This window comes from Pseudonocardia sulfidoxydans NBRC 16205, assembly GCF_007989085.1.
Classification (GTDB): Bacteria; Actinomycetota; Actinomycetes; order Mycobacteriales; family Pseudonocardiaceae; genus Pseudonocardia; species Pseudonocardia sulfidoxydans.
In genome coordinates, this window is sequence record NZ_BJVJ01000025.1 from 25822 (window position 1) to 41769 (window position 15948).

Here is a 15948-nt window from a genome sequence, read left to right on the forward strand (position 1 = left end):
CCTGGACGGGTCGGGGAACGGGGACGGGTCGGGGAACGGGAACGGGTCAGAACGAGCGCGGCATGCCCAGCACGTGCTGGCCGACGTGGGCGAGGATGAGGTTCGTCGAGATCGGCGCGATCTGGTACAGCCGGGTCTCGCGGAACTTGCGCTCGATGTCGTACTCGGTGGCCATGCCGAACCCGCCGTGGGTCTGCAGCGCGGCGTTGGCGGCCTCCCATGACGCGTCGGCGCCCAGCAGTTTCGCCATGTTGGCCTCGGCGCCGCAGGGCTGACCGGCGTCGAACAGGTCGGCGGCCTTCCATCGCATCAGGTCGGCGGCCTCGACGTGGACGTGGGCGCGGGCGATCGGGAACTGGATGCCCTGGTTCTGCCCGATGGGCCGGTCGAACACGACGCGCTCGGTGGCGTACGTCGAGGCGCGTTCGACGAACCAGCGGCCGTCGCCGATGCACTCCGCGGCGATCAGGATCCGCTCGGCGTTCATGCCGTCGAGGATGTAGCGGAAGCCCTTGCCCTCCTCGCCGACGAGCGAGCTCGCCGGGATGCGGGCGTCGTCGAAGAACACCTCGTTGGTCTCGTGGTTGACCATGGCGCGGATGGGCTTGACGGTGATGCCTTCGACCTCGCGCATGTCGATCAGGAACATCGACATGCCGTCGGACTTCTTGGCCACCTGGTCGAGGGGGGTGGTGCGGGCGAGCAGCAGCATCAGGTCGGAGTGCTGGACCCGCGACGTCCACACCTTCTGCCCGTTGACGACGTAGGAGTCGCCGTCGCGGCGTGCGAAGGTCCGGATCTTGGTGGTGTCGGTGCCGGCCCCGGGCTCGGTGACACCGAAGGCCTGCAGCCGGACGGAGCCGTTCGCGATGCCCGGCAGGTACTTCTCGCGTTGTTCGCGGCTGCCGTGCCGCAGGACGGCGCCCATCGTGTAGAGCTGGGCGTGCACGGCGGCGGAGTTGCCGCCGTTGCGGTTGATCTGTTCGACGATGACGGTCGCGTCGCCCAGGCCGAGCCCGAGGCCGCCGTACTCCTCGGGGATGAGCGCGCCGAGCACCCCGGTGCCGGTCAGGGCGTCGACGAACGCCTCCGGGTAGGAGTGGGTCTCCTCCAGTTCGCGCCAGTAGGCGTCGGGGTGGTCGCGGCAGACCCGGTCGATGAGCTCGCGCAGGTCGCGGCGGACCTCGCTCTCGGTGAAGCGGGTGTCGGTGGAGGTCATGGCGGTCGGGTTCCCTTCCGGTGGGATCGTCAGACGATGCCGCGGTCGCGCAGGGCCGCGATCTCGTCGGGGGTGCGGCCCAGGCGGGCGAGCACGGTGTCGGTGTGCTCGCCGAGGGCGGGGACGGTGCCGAGGTCGGGGCGCTCGTCGGTGCGGCCGGGCAGCCCCGGCGGGAACAGCGTGCGGGCCGGCCCGGTGGGGGTGTCGGTGTCGATCCAGCGGTTGCGTTCGACGAGCTGCGGGTGGGTCGGCAGGTCGGCGAGGTCGTTGAGCCGCGACTGCGCGATGCCGGCCTTGTCGAGCAACGCCTGGGCGTCGGCGGTGGGCAGCGCGGCGAACCGGGCGCCGATGAGGGCGTCGAGCTCGGAGCGGTTGCCGATGCGGTCGTGGTTGCTGGCGAAGCGTGGGTCGTCGGCGACGGCGGGGTCGCCGAGCACGATGTCGCACAGTCGTCGCCACTCCCGGTCGTTCTGCACCGCGACCAGCACGGGGGTGCCGTCGGCGGTGGGGAAGGCGCCGTAGGGGGCGATCGTCGGGTGGGTGGTGCCCATCCGCGGCGGCGTCGTCCCGCCGTACATCGCGTAGTACAGGGGATAGGCGAGCCATTCCGAGAGCGAGTCGAACAGCGCGACGTCGACGGGCAGCGCCTCGCCGGTGCGGTCGCGGTGCACGAGCGCGGCGAGGATGCCGGAGTAGGCGTACATGCCCGCGGAGATGTCGGCGATCGAGATGCCCACCTTGGCCATCTGGTCGGGGGCGCCGTTGATCGAGATCATCCCGGTCTCGCCCTGGACGAGCAGGTCGTAGGCCTTGGCGTCGCGCATCGGGCCGCCGGTGCCGTAGCCGGAGAGCCCGCAGGCGATCACGTCGCGGTGCCGCGCCTGCACGGCGGCGGTGTCGAGCCCGGCTCGTTGCGCTGCAGCGGGTGCGAGGTTCTGGACGAACACGTCGGCCTCGGCGAGCAGCCGTTCGAGGATGTCCTGGCCCTCGGCCGTCTTCAGGTCGAGCGTCAGCGACTCCTTGCCCCGGTTGAGCCACAGGAACACGCTCGACGTGCCGCCCACGGTGCGGTCGTAGGCGCGGGCGAAGTCGCCGCTGCCAGGCCGCTCGATCTTGACGACGCGGGCGCCCAGGTCGGCGAGCTGCCGGGTCGCGAACGGTGCCGCGACGGCCTGCTCCACCGTGACGACGGTGACCCCGGCGAGCGGGCGGGCCGTCATCGCAGTCCCGTCCGGGCGAGGTCGGACAGGTTGTCCCACACCGTGTCCGCGTCGGCGGCGTGCCCGCCGCGGGCGAGGCAGTCGTCGAACTTGGCGCGGATCGCGTCGGTCCCCGCGGGTCGGGTGGCGTGGCCGCGCGGGGCGGGGCAGCGCGCGGTGTGCGACGCGCCGTCCCGGGTACGGACGGTGACCTCCGCGCTGAACTCCAGCCCGTCGCCGGAACCGCTGGGCGGCAACGACTCGTCCGAGGTGACGCGGGCGGCCAGCGACGCGACGGCGGGGCGGGTGACGGCCTCGTCGGTGAACGACGACAGCCGCAGCTCCCCGTCGGACAGGCACGCGGCGACGACGTAGCCCATCGAGAACTTGCCCTCCAGCTCCGTCGTCGGCGCCCGCGTGATGAGCGGACGCAGCCCGCCCGGGGGGACCCGCACCGCGACGGACTCGACGTCGTCCGCGCGGATCCCTTGCGCCGCAAGGTCGAGCGCGGCGTCGGCGGGGGCGTGGGTGGCGTAGCAGCAGGCGTGCAGCTTGACGTTGACGGCGGCGGCGCCCGGATCGTCCACGACGGCGAGCGCGCGATCTGCGGCGGCAGGGAGGTCCGTCACGTCGGAGAACAGGGCGAGGTAGCCGAGCTGGCTGTCGAGCTGGTCGGCGTCGGCGGTGAACCCGGCCGCCGCGAGCCGGGCCGCGAACACTCCGTCGGCCGCGGCGGCGCCGGCGTGCAGCGGCTTGGTCATCGACCCGAAGTTGCGACGGCTGCCCGCCGCCCGCGACGCCGCGATCCCGAGGGCGTGCCGTGTCGTGGCCGCGTCGAGGCCCAGCAGCACCGCGGCGACCGCGGCCGCGCCGGGAACCCCGAGCGTGGCGGTCGAGTGCCAGCCGCGCGCGTAGTGCGGACCGATGCCCAGGCCGGCCGCGAGCGCCCGCTCCACGACGAGACCCCGCCAGTAGGCCTCGACGACGTCCGGGCCCGCCGCGCCCACCGACTCCGCGACCGCCAGCAGCGCCGGGACCAGCACCGTGCTGGGGTGGCCGGTGAGCGCGTCGTCGACGTCGTCGAAGTCGAGCGCGTGCCCGGCGGTGCCGTTGACCAGCGCGGCCGTGCGCTCGTCGGTGCGGGTGTCCTTCGCGCCCAGCACCCGGCAGGGACCGTCGGGCAGCGGGCCGAGCGCGTCGTGCAGCCGCGTGACCGCGGGTTCCGACGTCGCCGCCAGCGCGCACCCGACGGTGTCCAGCACCGCCGACGTGGTGAGCGCGGCGATCTCGTCGGTCGCGTGCCGCGCGGGGTCGGCGACGAACTCGGCCAGCGCGGGCGTCAGCCGGGCGTTCACGAGCCCGCCCCCGCCAGCAGCGCCCGGGCCCGGCGGGTGATCGGCTCGTCGACGAACGTGCCGTCGGCCAGCCGCGCGACACCCGATCCGGTGGCCGCGGCCGCCTCCGCCGCGGCGACGACCTCACGTGCCCAGTCGAGGGTGGCCTCGTCGGGTGCGAACTCGGCGTGGACCGCGCCCAGCTGCGCCGGATGGATCGCGGCCTTCCCGCCGAAGCCCAGCGTCCGCGCCACCCGCACGGACCGGACCAGCCCGGCCGCGTCGTCGACGTTGAGGTACGGGCCGTCGATGGGCGCCAGGAGGCCCGCCGCGGCCGACGCCAGCACCAGGTGCGCGCGGGCGTGCGCCAGCTCGGCGCCCTCGGCGGTGACGGTGACGCCGAGCTCCGCGGACAGGTCGGCCGGGCCGAACAGCATCTGCGTCACCCGCGGCGAGGCGGCGGCGGTCCCGCGGGCGTCGAGGATGCCCGCGGCGGTCTCCGCGATCGCGACGATCGCCAGGTCGTCGGGGGCGTCGTGCTCGGCGAGCAGCCGGTGCAGCTCGGCGACACCGGCGGGGGAGGACATGGGCAGGACCAGCGCGTCGAGCGATCCGAACGCGGGCGCGAGCGCGGCGACGTCGTCGGCGATGTACGGGGTTCCCGCGGCGTTGACCCGGACCATGACCCGGCCGTCGACGCGGCCCGCGACCAGCAGCTCCGCCAGCGACGTGCGGGCGCCGGCCTTCGAGTCGGGGGCGACGGCGTCCTCCAGGTCGGCGACGATCGCGTCGGCACCGCGGGACGGGGCGGACAGCACGCGGTCGGTGCGGTCCGCGGGGACGAACAGGACGCTCCGGTAGCTCTGGCGGAGGGCCACGATGCCCCTTCCTGTCGTTCCGATGGTTGGAACGACGTATCGACTGTGCGTACGATTCTCGGCACGACGCCCGAGAGGCGTCAAGGCGGGAGGGTTCATGTCACGTGCGGGGGAGACGGGCGTCCAGAGCGCGCTGAGCACGCTGCGCATCCTCGAGGAGGTCGCGCGGCGCCAACCCGTCGGCGTCTCCGAGCTGGCCCGCATCGCCGACATGCCCAAGAGCTCCGTCCAGCGCTACCTCGCCACCCTGCAACAAGCCGGCTGGCTGCGCATCGTGGACACCGAACGCGCACGCTGGGGGCTCACCGCCAAACCCATCGGCATCGGCCTGCGCGCCGCGGGGGAGGGCGGGCTGCGGGAAGCTGCGCTGCCGGCCATGCGGGCGCTGTCCCGCGAGATCAACGAGACCGTCCACCTGGCCATGCGCGACGAGAACTCACTCGTCATCGTCGCCCGCCGCGACGGCACCCAGACCGTGCGCACCTACGTCGAGCTGGGCACCATCGCGCCCATCCACGGCACCGCCAGCGGGCTGTCGATCCTCGCGCGGCTGCCCGACGCCGAGGTCGACGCGGTCATCGCCGCCGGGCTCGCCGCCCACACCGGCACCACGATCGTCGACGCCGACACCCTGCGCGCCGAGGTCGCGGCCACCCGCGAGCGAGGTTACGCGATCAACGCCGCCAGCTGGTGGCGCCCGCACGTCGCCGCCATCGGCGCCGCGATCACCGACCGCACCGGCCGCCCCCTCGCCGCGTTCGCGCTGTCCATCCCGACGGTCCGCTTCGACCCCGCCGACGCCCCCCGTCTCGGCGCCCTCGCCGTCGCCGCCGCCGACCAGGTCTCCGACCTGCTGGACTGAGCGTTCCGCCGACACCTCTCGCGGGATCGCGCCACGCCGCGATCGGGAGTCCGGCCGCGGCACCGCGATCGGGAGTCCGGCCGGGGTCGGCGACGAGCGGTCAGGGCGCCCGGACCGTCATCCGGTCGAGCATCTGCGGCCGTTCGGCGCACTGTCCGTGGCGCAGGAGGTGCGCTTCGGCCGAAACCCCACCAGGAACGGTGTCCACCCCGTAATCTCTCACTCACTGAGAGCAAGGAGTCGACCATGGGCGGCCGTGCGGTCGACCGGACCGTCACCGGTCTGCTCCAGTGGGGATGCCGGCAGATGTGGGGCTTCGCCCCGCGGATGATCCCGCACATCGTCGAGCGCAAGGGCGCGGGGGGCGCGCTGCGCTGGTTCGCCGCGAACATGCCCCGATATCTCACGACGATGCAGGTGCTCGGCCCGGCGCGGACGCACCTGGCGGCGATGGTCGTGTCGCTGCACAACGGCTGCATCTACTGCGCGTACGGGAACGCCTACGCGCTCGAGCTGATTCACCTGCGCGAGCACGACAGGCTGTTCCCGCTCGACTCGCGCGCCCTGCACGGCTGGCTGGGTCTCGAGCCGAGGGAGCTGGCCGACCGGTTGCGCGGCGTCCTGCACGAGGCAGGCATGCACGCCGAGATGCTGTGGGTCGACAGGACGCTGGAGATCCTGCGCGGCCAGCAGCCCGTCGACGCGGCGGAGGCGCGGCTCGCGCACGTCGTGACGATGGTGTCGGAGATGAACTCCATCGCCACGACGGCGGGTGTCGAGCCCGACGAGGCGCAGAACCCCGTCAACAAGGACGGCGCCCTCAAGTCCCGGCACGCCGCCCTGCGAGCAGGGGTCTGATCAGGCCTTCGCCTGCATCGAGCTGCGGGCGGGGTTGGCCTGGTCGTCGGCCTTGGGGTCCTTCTCGCCGGCCTTCGCCCGGACACCGGCCTCGACCTTGTCGCCGAGGTCCCCGTCGACGTTGCGCCAGTACTCGAAGGCGCGTTGCAGGACCGGCTCGCTCACGCCGTTGAGCAGGTGCCCCACGATGTTGTCGACGAGCCGTTCGCGCTGGTCGTCGTCGAGGACCTCGCGCACGAGCGTCCCGGGCTGGCCCCAGTCGTCGTCCTCGGCGTGGTCGACGTAGGCGCTGCGCATGATCGCGCCGTCGGCCTGCCAGCTCGGGACGTGCTGGGTCGTGTCGGCGGCGGGGCCGCCGTAGGAGTTCGGCGCATACACCGGGTCGGACACCTTCTGTATCCGCATCGCGCCGTCCTTGGAGTAGGAGCGCACGGGGCAGACGGGCGTGTTCACCGGGATCTGGGTGTAGTTGGCGCCGAGGCGGTGGCGGTGGGCGTCGGCGTAGGAGAACAGCCGGGCCAGCAGCATCCGGTCGGGGCTCGGGCCGATGCCGGGCACGAGGTTGTTGGGCTGGAACGCGAGCTGCTCGATCTCGGCGTGGTTGTCGGTGGGGTTGCGGTCGAGCGTCATCCGCCCGACCTCCTGAAGCGGGTAGTCGCCGTGCGGCCAGACCTTCGTCAGGTCGAACGGGTTGAAGCGGTAGGACTCGGCGTCGGCGTAGGGCATGACCTGCACGTGCAGCGTCCAGCTGGGGTGGTCGCCGTCGCGGATGTGCTCGAACAGGTCGCGGGTGTGGTAGTCGGTGTCGGCCGCGGCCATCTGGTCGGCCTCGTGCTGGGTGAAGAACTCGACGCCCTGGTCGGTCTTGAAGTGGTATTTCACCCAGAACTGTTTGCCCGCGGCATTGATCCACATGTAGGTGTGGGACGTGTAGCCGTTCATGTGCCGCCAGGTGCGCGGAATTCCGCGGTCGCCCATCAGCCAGGTCACCTGGTGGGCCGACTCGGGGGACAACGTCCAGAAGTCCCATTGCATGTCGTGGTCGCGCAGGTTGTTGTCGGCCCGCCGTTTCTGGGAACGGATGAAGTGCTGGAACTTCATCGGGTCCTTCACGAAGAAGACCGGCGTGTTGTTGCCGACCATGTCGTAGTTGCCCTCGGGCGTGTAGAACTTGACCGCGAATCCGCGGGGGTCGCGCCAGGTGTCGGGGCTGCCACGCTCACCGGCCACCGTGGAGAAGCGCACCGCGAGGTCGGTGGTGGCGCCCGGCTGGAACGGCGCGGCCTTGGTGTACTGCGAGACGTCGGCGGTGACCTCGAACCGCCCGAAGGCGCCGCTGCCCTTCGCGTGCGGCTGCCGCTCGGGGATCCGCTCCCGGTTGAACTGGGCCATCTGCTCGATGAGATAGCTGTCCTGCAGCAGGATCGGGCCGCCGGCACCGACCGTCAGCGAGTGTTCGTCGCTCTCGACGGGGATGCCGGCATCGGTGGTCGTCGGGGGGACCCGCTGGTCGGTCACGTGCGTCATCTCCTCGTGGTGTGCACTGCGCGCAAGCGTCCGGGCCCGGGGCGAAACCCGCGGGCATGACCCGGGGTCACCGTTTCGCGCGCGTTCAAACCCCGGCCGCCGTGCCGGTTTCCTGAGTTGAGTTGTTCGCGGCCTTTCGGGTGACGAGCACCGGGCGTCCGCGCCCGGGGGCTACGACGAACGGTGTGAAAACGGTTGCGCAGGTTTGGTGGATCCCCCGGCGGCACACTCTCGATCAAGTTCGTCCCGGCCCCCAGAGAGGAAGTGGGAAGAATGATCATCCTCGGACTCATTCTCCTGGTCATCGGTCTCATCGTCGGAATCCCGGTGCTGTACTACATCGGCGGAATCCTGCTGTTGATCGGAATCGTGTTGCTCGTGCTCGGCAGCGTCGGCCGCCCGGTCGGTGGACGAAAAGTGTGGTTCTGACGCCCTCGACGGCGTCATGTGAGCGGTGACGACGGCCGGCCCCGATCAGGGGTCGGCCGTCGTCGTTGTGCGGGCGATGTTCGGCACTCCGGCGACATCGGGTGACCGCGGCCTGATATCACCGACGTGCGGCAGCACCGGGGCGGCCGCGTGTGCCGTACTGGAGGAGCAGGCTCGATGCCGTCGCTGTTCGACCAGGTCGCCCTGCGGGGGCTGACCGTCCGCAACCGGATCTGGCTGGCGCCGATGTGCCAGTACGCCGTCGACGCGCAGGACGGCGTCCCCACCGACTGGCACCTCGTGCATCTCGGTGCGCGCGCGACCGGCGGCTTCGGCCTCGTGTTCACCGAGGCGTCGGCCGTCGTGCCCGAGGGTCGGATCAGCCCGCAGGACGTCGGGGTCTGGAACGACACCCAGGCCGACGCGTGGGCGCGGATCGCCGGGTTCCTGCACGACCGCGGCGCCGCGGCGGGTGTCCAGCTCGCCCACGCGGGCCGCAAGGCGTCGGTGGCGGCGCCCTGGCGGGGCAGCACCCCCGTCGCACCGGCCGACGGCGGCTGGACGGCGGTCGCGCCGTCCGCGGCGGCGTTCGACGACTTCGTCGAGCCGCAGGCCCTCGACCTCGCGGGGATCCGCGAGATCGTCGACGCCTTCGCGGCCGCGGCCGTACGCGCCGACGCCGCCGGGTTCGACACCGTCGAGCTGCACGGCGCCCACGGATACCTCGTCCACCAGTTCCTGTCGCCGCTATCGAACCTGCGCGAGGACTCCTACGGCGGTTCCTTCGAGAACCGGACGCGGCTGCTGCTCGAGATCGTCGACGCCGTCCGGAAGGTGTGGCCGGAGCGCAAGCCGGTGTGCGTGCGGCTGTCGGCGACCGACTGGGTCGAGGGCGGCTGGACGCTCGAGGAGACCTGCGAGGTGTCGCAGCTGCTGGCCGGGCAGGGCGTCGATCTCGTCGACGTCAGCTCCGGCGGGCTCGACCCCCGCCAGCAGATCGAGATCGGCCCCGGCTACCAGGTGCCGTTCGCCCGCGCCGTGCGGGAGAAGGCCGGGGTCACGACGGCCGCCGTCGGCCTCATCACCGACCCGGCGCAGGCCCAGCGGGTCCTCGACGACGGCGACGCCGACGTCGTCCTGCTCGCCAGGGCCGCGCTGCGGGAGCCTGCCTGGCCGTGGCGGGCCGCGCACGAGCTCGGCGTCCCGGCCGAGAACGCGTCGTACCCGCCGAACTACGCCCGGGGCGCCTGGCGCTCCTGAGCCCTGCCGCTACCGGGGTCCGCCGGTAGCGTCGGGGACCGTGGCCGAAGATCCCCGCGACGACGCGGCGCCCGTGGTCCCACATCCCGTTGCGGCACATCGTGGCCCGAGCGGGCCGGCACCGGCGGACCTGCCGTCGCTGCTCGGCGACCTCGCGCGTCGCGACCCCGCCGCGACGGTCGTGCTCGACCACACGGAGGGCGGTGCGACGCTCGCCGTGACCCGCGGTGAGCTGTGGGCGCGGACCTGCCGGCTCGCCGCCGAGCTCGCCGCCCGCGGCGTCGGGCCGGGGGACTGCGTCGCGATCTGGCTGCCCACCTGGTCCGACGTCCTCGCCTGGAAGTTCGCGGCCGCGGCGCGGGGCGCGCACGTCGTCGGCATCAACACCCGCTACAACGTCGATGAGGTCGCCCACGTGCTGGAACGTGCGCGGCCGGTGCTCGTCGTCGTGGCCCACGGCTTCCACGGACTCGACCTGCTGGGCCGGCTGCGCGCCGCCCTCGCCGCTGTCGCCGCGGCCGACGTCCCGGTGCCGGTGGTTGCGCTGGTCGCCGGTCCGGGGCAGCCGCCACCCGACCCCGGTCCCGCCGACGTCGGCGCCGGCTCGTGGACCCCGGCGGCCGACGGCCCCGCACCCGATCCGGCGCCCTCGGACCCCGCGGCGCTCGCCGTCGCATTCACCACGTCCGGCTCCACCGGCATGCCCAAGCTCGCCGCCCACAGCGGCCGCGCAGTGCTCGACCACGCGGTCGCGGACGCCGCCGCGATCGGCCTGCGCGACACCGACGTGATGCTCTGCGCGCTGCCGCTGTCGGGCGTCTACGGCTTCAACGCCACCACCGCTGCGCTGGCCGCCGGCGGGGTGTGCCTGTTCGTGCCGGTGTTCGACGCGGACGTCGTCGTCGACCTGATGGCCGCGCACGGCGTCACCCACGTCGCCGCGGGGGACGACATGGTCCTGCGGCTGCGCGCCGCCCACGACGCCCGCCCGCGCGACCTGTCGGCCTGGTGCTGGTGGGGCGCCGCGGATTTCCAGGGCCGGCTGCGCGAGCTCGCCGAGTGGGCCGCGGACCTGGGCGTCGTCACGTCCGGGGTCTACGGCGCGTCCGAGCTGTTCGCGCTGCTGTCCATGTGGCCCGACGCCGAACCGGTGCCCGGCCGCTGGCGCGCGGGCGGGCGCGTCGCGCACCCGGGGATCGAGGTCCGCGTCGCCGACCCCGCGACCGGCGAGCCCGTCCCCGACGGGACCGAGGGGGAGCTGCAGTTCCGCGGCTCGTGCGTCGTCGACGCCTACCTGGGCGACCCGGGCCGTGCCGCCGCCGTGGTCACCCCCGACGGCTGGTTCGGCTCCGGAGACCTCGGCGTCCTCGTGGACGAGGGCGCCTTCGTCTACGTGTGCCGGATGGGGGACGCGCTGCGGCTGCGCGGGTTCCTCGTCGATCCCGCCGAGATCGAGGTCCGGCTCGCCGCGCACGCGGGCGTCGACACCGCGAAGGTCGTGGGCGTCACCGCCGACGACGGCGCCACGGTCGCGATCGGCTTCGTCACCGCCGCCCCGGGCGCAATACCGGACCCGGCGGAGCTGCGGGACTGGTGCGCGGAAGGGTTGGCGCACTTCAAGATCCCGGAGACGGTGCACGTCGTCGACGAGATGCCGACGACGTCGGGCACCAACGGCACGAAGATTCGCGCGGCCGTGCTGCGGGAGTGGGCGCTGGAGCGCCGCGGCTAGCACCCTCCTAAGCCCTGCGGAACAGCCGTGCGGGTTTGCCGACACCGCCGCGGCTGAGCGCCCCCGTCTCGTCGAGGCCGCCGATCATGATGCGCCGGAACGTGTCCTTCTGGAACTCGGTGCCGGCGACGGCCTCGTGGAGCCGCTGCAGTTCGAGCAGGGTGAACTCCGCGCCCAGCAGGCCGCGGGGGTCGGGGTCGAGGCGATGCAGGTCGCGGGCCCACCGCACGGCCCGGGCGACGATCTCGTCGTGGTCGAACGGGAGGGACGCGTCGGCGAGCTCGGTGACCGGGGCCAGGCGCAGGCCGTCGCCGCCGGTGAGCAGCGTCTCCGCGGGGACGAGGTCGACGTGGGCGACGCTGAGCACCCGGCCGCGGCTGTCGCGGTCGACCCGGTCGAGGACGCCGAGCTGGTCGGGCCGGTGCCCGGTGACGCCCGCCTTGTCGCGCAGGGCGCGCAGCGCCGCCTCGGCGAGGGTCTCGTCGACGTGCAGGAACGTGCCGGGCAGGGCCCAGCGGCCGGTCTCGTGCTCGCCCGTCCGCTCGTGCAGCAGGACGGCGAGGCCGTCGTCGACGACGGTCAGCAGGGCGACGTCGACGGCGACCGACGGGCGGTCGTAGTCGGCGAGGGTCCGGCCGGAGTGGTCGCGCCACATCATGCTGGACAGGTTAGCGCAGATGTGCTCTTATTAATTAGAGCAACAACGCGCTAACTTCTCGGAGGTGTCATGCCCACCCTCGACCGGGCCGCCGGCGTCCTGCTCGGCGGTGCCGCCGGCGACGCGCTCGGCGTCCCCTACGAGTACGGCAGCCGCCCGCTGCCCGGCCCCGGCGAACACCCGCAGATGCTCGGCGGCGGGCTCGGCGGCTTCGCGCCGGGGGAGTGGAGCGACGACACCGCGATGGCCTGCGCCATCGCCGAGGTCGCCGCGCAGGGAGCCGACCTGCGCTCCGACGCCCTCGACCGGGTCTCCGCCGGCTTCCAGCGCTGGTACGACTCCGGGCCCACCGACGTCGGAGTGCAGACCCGCCGCGTGCTCGGCGGCGTCCTCGCCCCCGGCGCCGCGCCCATGCGCGCCATGGCCGCCGAGCTGCACGCCCGCACCGGACGTACCGCAGGCAACGGCTCGCTGATGCGCACCGGGCCCGTCGCGCTCGCCCACCTCGGCGACACCGACGCGATCGTCGCCGCCGCCCGCGCCGTCAGCGCGCTGACCCACCACGACCCGCAGGCCGGCGACGGCTGCGTGCTCTGGTGCCTGGCGATCGACCGGGCCGTCCGCACCGGCGAGCTCGACCTGCGCGCCGGGATCGGGCATGTCGACCCCGCGTGGGAGGCCTGGATCGACGAGGCGGAAGCATTGCAGCCCAATGCCTTCGCCGCCCGCAACGGCTGGGTGGTCGCCGCGCTGCAGGGCGCCTGGTCGGCCGTCGTGCGTGCCGAGGGGCTCGTCGACGGCATCGAGCGAGCCGTCCTCGGTGGCGGCGACACCGACACCGTCGCCGCCATCGCCGGTGCGCTGCTCGGCGCTACGTTCGGCGGGAGCGCCGTCCCAGCCCGGTGGCGCCGGGCGCTGCACGGCTGGCCCGGGCTGCGCGCGGCCGACCTCACCCGGCTCGCCGTCCTCGCCGCCCGCGGCGGGCGCACCGACCCCGAGGGCTGGCCGCTCGCCGCGGCCATCCCCTCCTACCGCGGGGCGTGGTCGGGGACCGTCGCCCACCCCGACGACCCGGGCGTCCTGCTCGGCGCCGTCGGATCGCGCCGGCCCGGGGTGGCCGACGCCGTCGTCTCCCTGTGCCGGCTCGGCGCCGCGCAGACGAGCGTCGACGGGATCGCGCCGCGCGACACCGTCGAGGTCTGGCTCGTCGATGCCGACGACGCCAACCTCGACGTCCCAGGGGTCCTGGCCGACGCCGCCTCCACGGTCGCCGACCTGCGCCGCGAGGGGAGGACGGTGCTGCTGCACTGCGTGCACGCGCAGAGCCCCACCCCGGTCGTGGCCGCCGCCTACGGCGCGCTGGTCACCGGCGACGCTCCCGCTGACGCGCTGGCCCGCGTCGTCGCCGCCCTGCCCGCGGCCCGGCCGCGGGCCTCACTCGTCGCGGGTCTGGACGCGGCAGTCGACCGGCTGCGGTCGGAGACGGGTGAGCGTGCCGGCCACGACTGACCGTCCTCAAGCGTCCTCGGGGACGACGAACACGTGCGACGGCACGGACCCTCCGATCGGTCGGCATCACACGGTGCGGTCGCCGACGGTGGTGATCGGTTTCGGTGCTCGCGCGACCGGGCATGCAAGGTCCGAGAACCTCGTTGGAAGGAGCTGTCGTGCCGAATTCGAGCATCAAGGACGAGAAGACCTACGAGGAGATCCGCAAGAAGGGTGGGTCGAAGGAGAAGGCGGCGCGGATCGCGAACGCGTCGGCGGCCGAGGGGAAGAAGAAGGTCTCCGCCCGCGGGGGCAAGGCCGGTAGCTACGACGACATGACCAAGGACGAGCTCTACGACCGGGCCAAGAAGATCGGTATCGACGGCCGGTCGTCGATGAGCAAGTCCGAGCTGGAGAAGGCGCTGCGCGACCACTGATCCCCGGAGTTCCGCTCGGCACGCTCCTCGGAGATCCGCGACGATCGTCGTGACCTCACGACGAACGGAGCGGACAACGATGACGTCACCACAGGAGAGCCCGGATGCGCTGCGCGACAAGGTCGCCGTCGTCACCGGCGCGGCGGGCGGGCTGGGCCGGGCGATCTCGCGACGGCTGCACGCCGCCGGTGCCCGGCTCGCGCTGGTCGACCGCGACGAGGCCGGGCTGGCCGACGCGGCGGCCGAGTTCGGTGACGACGCCGCGACGTTCGCCGTCGACCTGACCGACGACGCCCGCACCGAGGCGCTGCCCGGCGAGGTGCGCGACCGCCTCGGCACCCTCGACATCCTGGTCAACAACGCGGGGGTGCGGCAGATCGCGTCGATACTCGACCTGACGCCCGACGAGTGGCGCCACACCCTCGACGTCGACCTGACGGCCCCGTTCGTGCTCTCGCGCGCGGCGATCCCGGGGATGATCGAGCAGGGCCGCGGCAAGATCGTGAACATCGCGTCGATCACCGGGGAGCTGGCCTTCGCCGACCGGTCGGCGTACTGCGTCGCGAAGGCCGGGATCATCATGCTCACCAAGACGATCACGCTGGAGTTCGCGGCTCGCGGGATCTGGTGCAACGCGATCGGTCCCGGCGTGGTGGAGACGCCGATGACCAGCGAGTACTTCCGGTCGGGGCCGATGCGGGAGTCGATCGAGCGCAACGCCCCGATGAAGCGCTGGGCGCAGCCCGAGGAGATCGCGGGCCCGGTGGCGTTCCTGTGCGGGCCCGAGTCCGACTACGTCAACGGCACGACGCTGTTCGTCGACGGCGGCTGGAACAGCGCGAAGACGTACTGAGCACACCTCGTGAGTGGCAATAGTCGCTATAGCGACTATTGCCACTCACAGGGTCAGTGTTTGCCGCGGACCTTCGCGAGGCGCGCCCGGCAGCCGACGAAGATGCCGAGGCAGATCAGGGCAACGACACCGAAGATGATCGCCGGGGTGATCGTGCCGAGGTGGATGAAGATCCACGTGACGAACAGGCACAGGACCACGGCCATGATCGAGATGCCGGCGTGGAGCTTCAGGGTGCTCTGCCCGTCGTGGCTGTTCACGGCCCAGCCGGGGCCGCCGACGGCGTCACGTCCGGTTCGGGTCGTGGTGGTGCCGTCCGTCACCGGTGTCGGGGTCGGCTCCGCGGCGTTCGATGTGGACATAGGACAGGGTACCCACGACCCGGGGCCGTGACGCCAGTGTCTCGGGCGAGAGTCACCTCAACCGTTACGGCGCGCAGGGCCGCCCGGGAAGGTGAGAACCCTCGTGCGCGGCGCCGTGATCAGCCGATGGTGACGACGGCCGTCGGGCCGTCGACGCGGTAGCGGACGTCCTCGACATCCGTCACGGGCGGGTGCCCTTCTGCGAGGTGGGGGTGAGGGCCGGGCGCACGAGCGTCGCGACCTGGTCGGCGACGAACCGTTCGACGCCGTAGCCCTCCGCGAAGTGCCAGTGCTTGAGCGCCCACACCTGGGCGAGCACCGTGAGGTCGAAGACGAGCATCTCGGGGGAGACGCCGTCGGCGAGCAACCCGGCGTCGGCGGCCTCGCGCACGACGGCGGTGAGCGGCGCGAACGTCTCGCGCTCGGCCTGCTTGAGCCGTTCGCGGGCGGCCGCGCCGAGCTCGGCGGACTGCCGGTAGGTGAGCAGCCCGGCGTTGCGGTGGGCGTCCATCGCGACGCAGTACCCGCCGAACCCGGCCGCGAGCCGGTCGACGGGGTCGTCACCCGCGGCGGCGATGCGGGTGTCGACCTCGCGGCGGATCTGCTCGGCCAGGTCGGCCACCACCGCGACGACGACGTCCTCCTTGCCGCCGAAGTAGCTGTAGATCAGCCCGACGCTGATCTGCGCCTCCTTGGCCAGCGCCTGCATCGACATGCCGTGCAGCCCACCGGTGTTGATCAGCCGGACGGCGGCGTCGAGGACCTGCCGGGTGCGCCACCGGGCCCGCACGTCGCGGATGTCGCGGCGGACCTGTTCCTCGGCGTCCGGCACCGCGGCCTCCCGATGAACGC

General features: G+C 73.1%; 16 protein-coding genes. 8 read left to right on the forward strand and 8 right to left on the reverse strand.

Features of this window, described 5'->3' with window-relative positions; genetic code table 11:
* Positions 1–46: 46 nt before the first annotated feature.
* The 4 genes from PSU4_RS14135 to PSU4_RS14150 are packed head-to-tail and all read right to left on the reverse strand — an operon-like array spanning position 47 to position 4630.
* Complete coding sequence (locus PSU4_RS14135; protein ID WP_147107799.1) at positions 47–1219, reverse strand: acyl-CoA dehydrogenase family protein; 1173 nt, start codon at positions 1217–1219, stop codon at positions 47–49.
* 29 nt (positions 1220–1248) lie between these two features.
* Complete coding sequence (locus PSU4_RS14140; RefSeq protein ID WP_147107802.1) at positions 1249–2439, reverse strand: CaiB/BaiF CoA transferase family protein; 1191 nt, start codon at positions 2437–2439, stop codon at positions 1249–1251.
* Complete coding sequence (locus PSU4_RS14145) at positions 2436–3773, reverse strand: MmgE/PrpD family protein (protein WP_147107805.1); 1338 nt, start codon at positions 3771–3773, stop codon at positions 2436–2438. The genes PSU4_RS14140 and PSU4_RS14145 overlap by 4 nt, the downstream gene beginning before the upstream one ends.
* The gene (locus PSU4_RS14150; protein ID WP_222596257.1) at positions 3770–4630 is read right to left on the reverse strand and encodes an HpcH/HpaI aldolase/citrate lyase family protein; all 861 of its coding nucleotides are present in this window, start codon (positions 4628–4630) and stop codon (positions 3770–3772) included. The genes PSU4_RS14145 and PSU4_RS14150 overlap by 4 nt, the downstream gene beginning before the upstream one ends.
* A 97-nt stretch (positions 4631–4727) precedes the next feature.
* Between PSU4_RS14150 and PSU4_RS14155 the strand changes: the two genes are divergently transcribed.
* Complete coding sequence (locus PSU4_RS14155) at positions 4728–5492, forward strand: IclR family transcriptional regulator (RefSeq protein ID WP_147107811.1); 765 nt, start codon at positions 4728–4730, stop codon at positions 5490–5492.
* Between the two features lie 246 nt (positions 5493–5738).
* Complete coding sequence (locus tag PSU4_RS14160) at positions 5739–6350, forward strand: hypothetical protein (protein ID WP_147107813.1); 612 nt, start codon at positions 5739–5741, stop codon at positions 6348–6350.
* Here the strand turns inward: PSU4_RS14160 and PSU4_RS14165 are convergent, their stop codons facing one another.
* The gene (locus tag PSU4_RS14165; RefSeq protein ID WP_147107816.1) at positions 6351–7868 is read right to left on the reverse strand and encodes a catalase; all 1518 of its coding nucleotides are present in this window, start codon (positions 7866–7868) and stop codon (positions 6351–6353) included.
* A 282-nt stretch (positions 7869–8150) separates the two neighbouring features.
* On the opposite strand from PSU4_RS14165, the gene PSU4_RS31260 reads away from it, so the two are divergent.
* The 3 genes from PSU4_RS31260 (at position 8151) to PSU4_RS14175 (ending at position 11298) form a co-directional block, all read left to right on the forward strand.
* Entirely contained in the window at positions 8151–8306 is a 156-nt protein-coding gene (locus PSU4_RS31260) for a hypothetical protein (protein WP_186816938.1), read from the forward strand.
* A gap of 177 nt (positions 8307–8483) precedes the next feature.
* Entirely contained in the window at positions 8484–9566 is a 1083-nt protein-coding gene (locus tag PSU4_RS14170; protein WP_147107819.1) for an NADH:flavin oxidoreductase/NADH oxidase, read from the forward strand.
* Positions 9567–9606: 40 nt separating this feature from the next.
* Complete coding sequence (locus tag PSU4_RS14175) at positions 9607–11298, forward strand: AMP-binding protein (protein WP_186816939.1); 1692 nt, start codon at positions 9607–9609, stop codon at positions 11296–11298.
* 7 nt (positions 11299–11305) lie between these two features.
* Here the strand turns inward: PSU4_RS14175 and PSU4_RS14180 are convergent, their stop codons facing one another.
* On the reverse strand, positions 11306–11956 hold the full coding sequence (locus PSU4_RS14180; RefSeq protein WP_222596258.1) for an NUDIX hydrolase: 651 nt from the start codon (positions 11954–11956) through the stop codon (positions 11306–11308).
* 69 nt (positions 11957–12025) lie between these two features.
* On the opposite strand from PSU4_RS14180, the gene PSU4_RS14185 reads away from it, so the two are divergent.
* The 3 genes from PSU4_RS14185 to PSU4_RS14195 all read left to right on the forward strand — a co-directional run bounded on the left by PSU4_RS14185 (position 12026) and on the right by PSU4_RS14195 (position 14734).
* Positions 12026–13465, forward strand: a complete 1440-nt coding sequence (locus PSU4_RS14185) for an ADP-ribosylglycohydrolase family protein (RefSeq protein WP_147107822.1) — start codon at positions 12026–12028, stop codon at positions 13463–13465.
* 158 nt (positions 13466–13623) lie between these two features.
* Entirely contained in the window at positions 13624–13881 is a 258-nt protein-coding gene (locus PSU4_RS14190) for a DUF7218 family protein (RefSeq protein ID WP_147107825.1), read from the forward strand.
* 79 nt (positions 13882–13960) lie between these two features.
* Positions 13961–14734 (forward strand): SDR family NAD(P)-dependent oxidoreductase, encoded by a 774-nt coding sequence (locus PSU4_RS14195; RefSeq protein WP_147107828.1) that lies wholly within the window; start codon positions 13961–13963, stop codon positions 14732–14734.
* A 53-nt stretch (positions 14735–14787) separates the two neighbouring features.
* Here PSU4_RS14195 and PSU4_RS14200 read toward each other — a convergent pair whose 3' ends face one another.
* Together PSU4_RS14200 and PSU4_RS14205 are read right to left on the reverse strand one after the other, a co-directional pair.
* Entirely contained in the window at positions 14788–15096 is a 309-nt protein-coding gene (locus tag PSU4_RS14200) for a hypothetical protein (protein ID WP_147107831.1), read from the reverse strand.
* 181 nt (positions 15097–15277) lie between these two features.
* Positions 15278–15928 carry a TetR/AcrR family transcriptional regulator gene (locus tag PSU4_RS14205; RefSeq protein ID WP_147107833.1) on the reverse strand — a complete coding sequence of 217 codons (651 nt, stop codon included), beginning with the start codon at positions 15926–15928 and terminating at the stop codon, positions 15278–15280.
* Between the last annotated feature and the right edge of the window lie 20 nt (positions 15929–15948).

What these genes read in the sequence shown, in the direction of transcription:
- PSU4_RS14135 (WP_147107799.1), bottom strand. Translation starts at nt 1,219, where the DNA reads ATGACCTCCACCGACACCCGCTTCACCGAGAGCGAGGTCCGCCGCGAC.
- PSU4_RS14140 (WP_147107802.1), bottom strand. Translation starts at nt 2,439, where the DNA reads ATGACGGCCCGCCCGCTCGCCGGGGTCACCGTCGTCACGGTGGAGCAG.
- PSU4_RS14155 (WP_147107811.1), top strand. Translation starts at nt 4,728, where the DNA reads ATGTCACGTGCGGGGGAGACGGGCGTCCAGAGCGCGCTGAGCACGCTG.
- PSU4_RS14160 (WP_147107813.1), top strand. Translation starts at nt 5,739, where the DNA reads ATGGGCGGCCGTGCGGTCGACCGGACCGTCACCGGTCTGCTCCAGTGG.
- PSU4_RS31260 (WP_186816938.1), top strand. Translation starts at nt 8,151, where the DNA reads ATGATCATCCTCGGACTCATTCTCCTGGTCATCGGTCTCATCGTCGGA.
- PSU4_RS14170 (WP_147107819.1), top strand. Translation starts at nt 8,484, where the DNA reads ATGCCGTCGCTGTTCGACCAGGTCGCCCTGCGGGGGCTGACCGTCCGC.
- PSU4_RS14180 (WP_222596258.1), bottom strand. Translation starts at nt 11,956, where the DNA reads ATGATGTGGCGCGACCACTCCGGCCGGACCCTCGCCGACTACGACCGC.
- PSU4_RS14185 (WP_147107822.1), top strand. Translation starts at nt 12,026, where the DNA reads ATGCCCACCCTCGACCGGGCCGCCGGCGTCCTGCTCGGCGGTGCCGCC.
- PSU4_RS14195 (WP_147107828.1), top strand. Translation starts at nt 13,961, where the DNA reads ATGACGTCACCACAGGAGAGCCCGGATGCGCTGCGCGACAAGGTCGCC.
- PSU4_RS14200 (WP_147107831.1), bottom strand. Translation starts at nt 15,096, where the DNA reads ATGTCCACATCGAACGCCGCGGAGCCGACCCCGACACCGGTGACGGAC.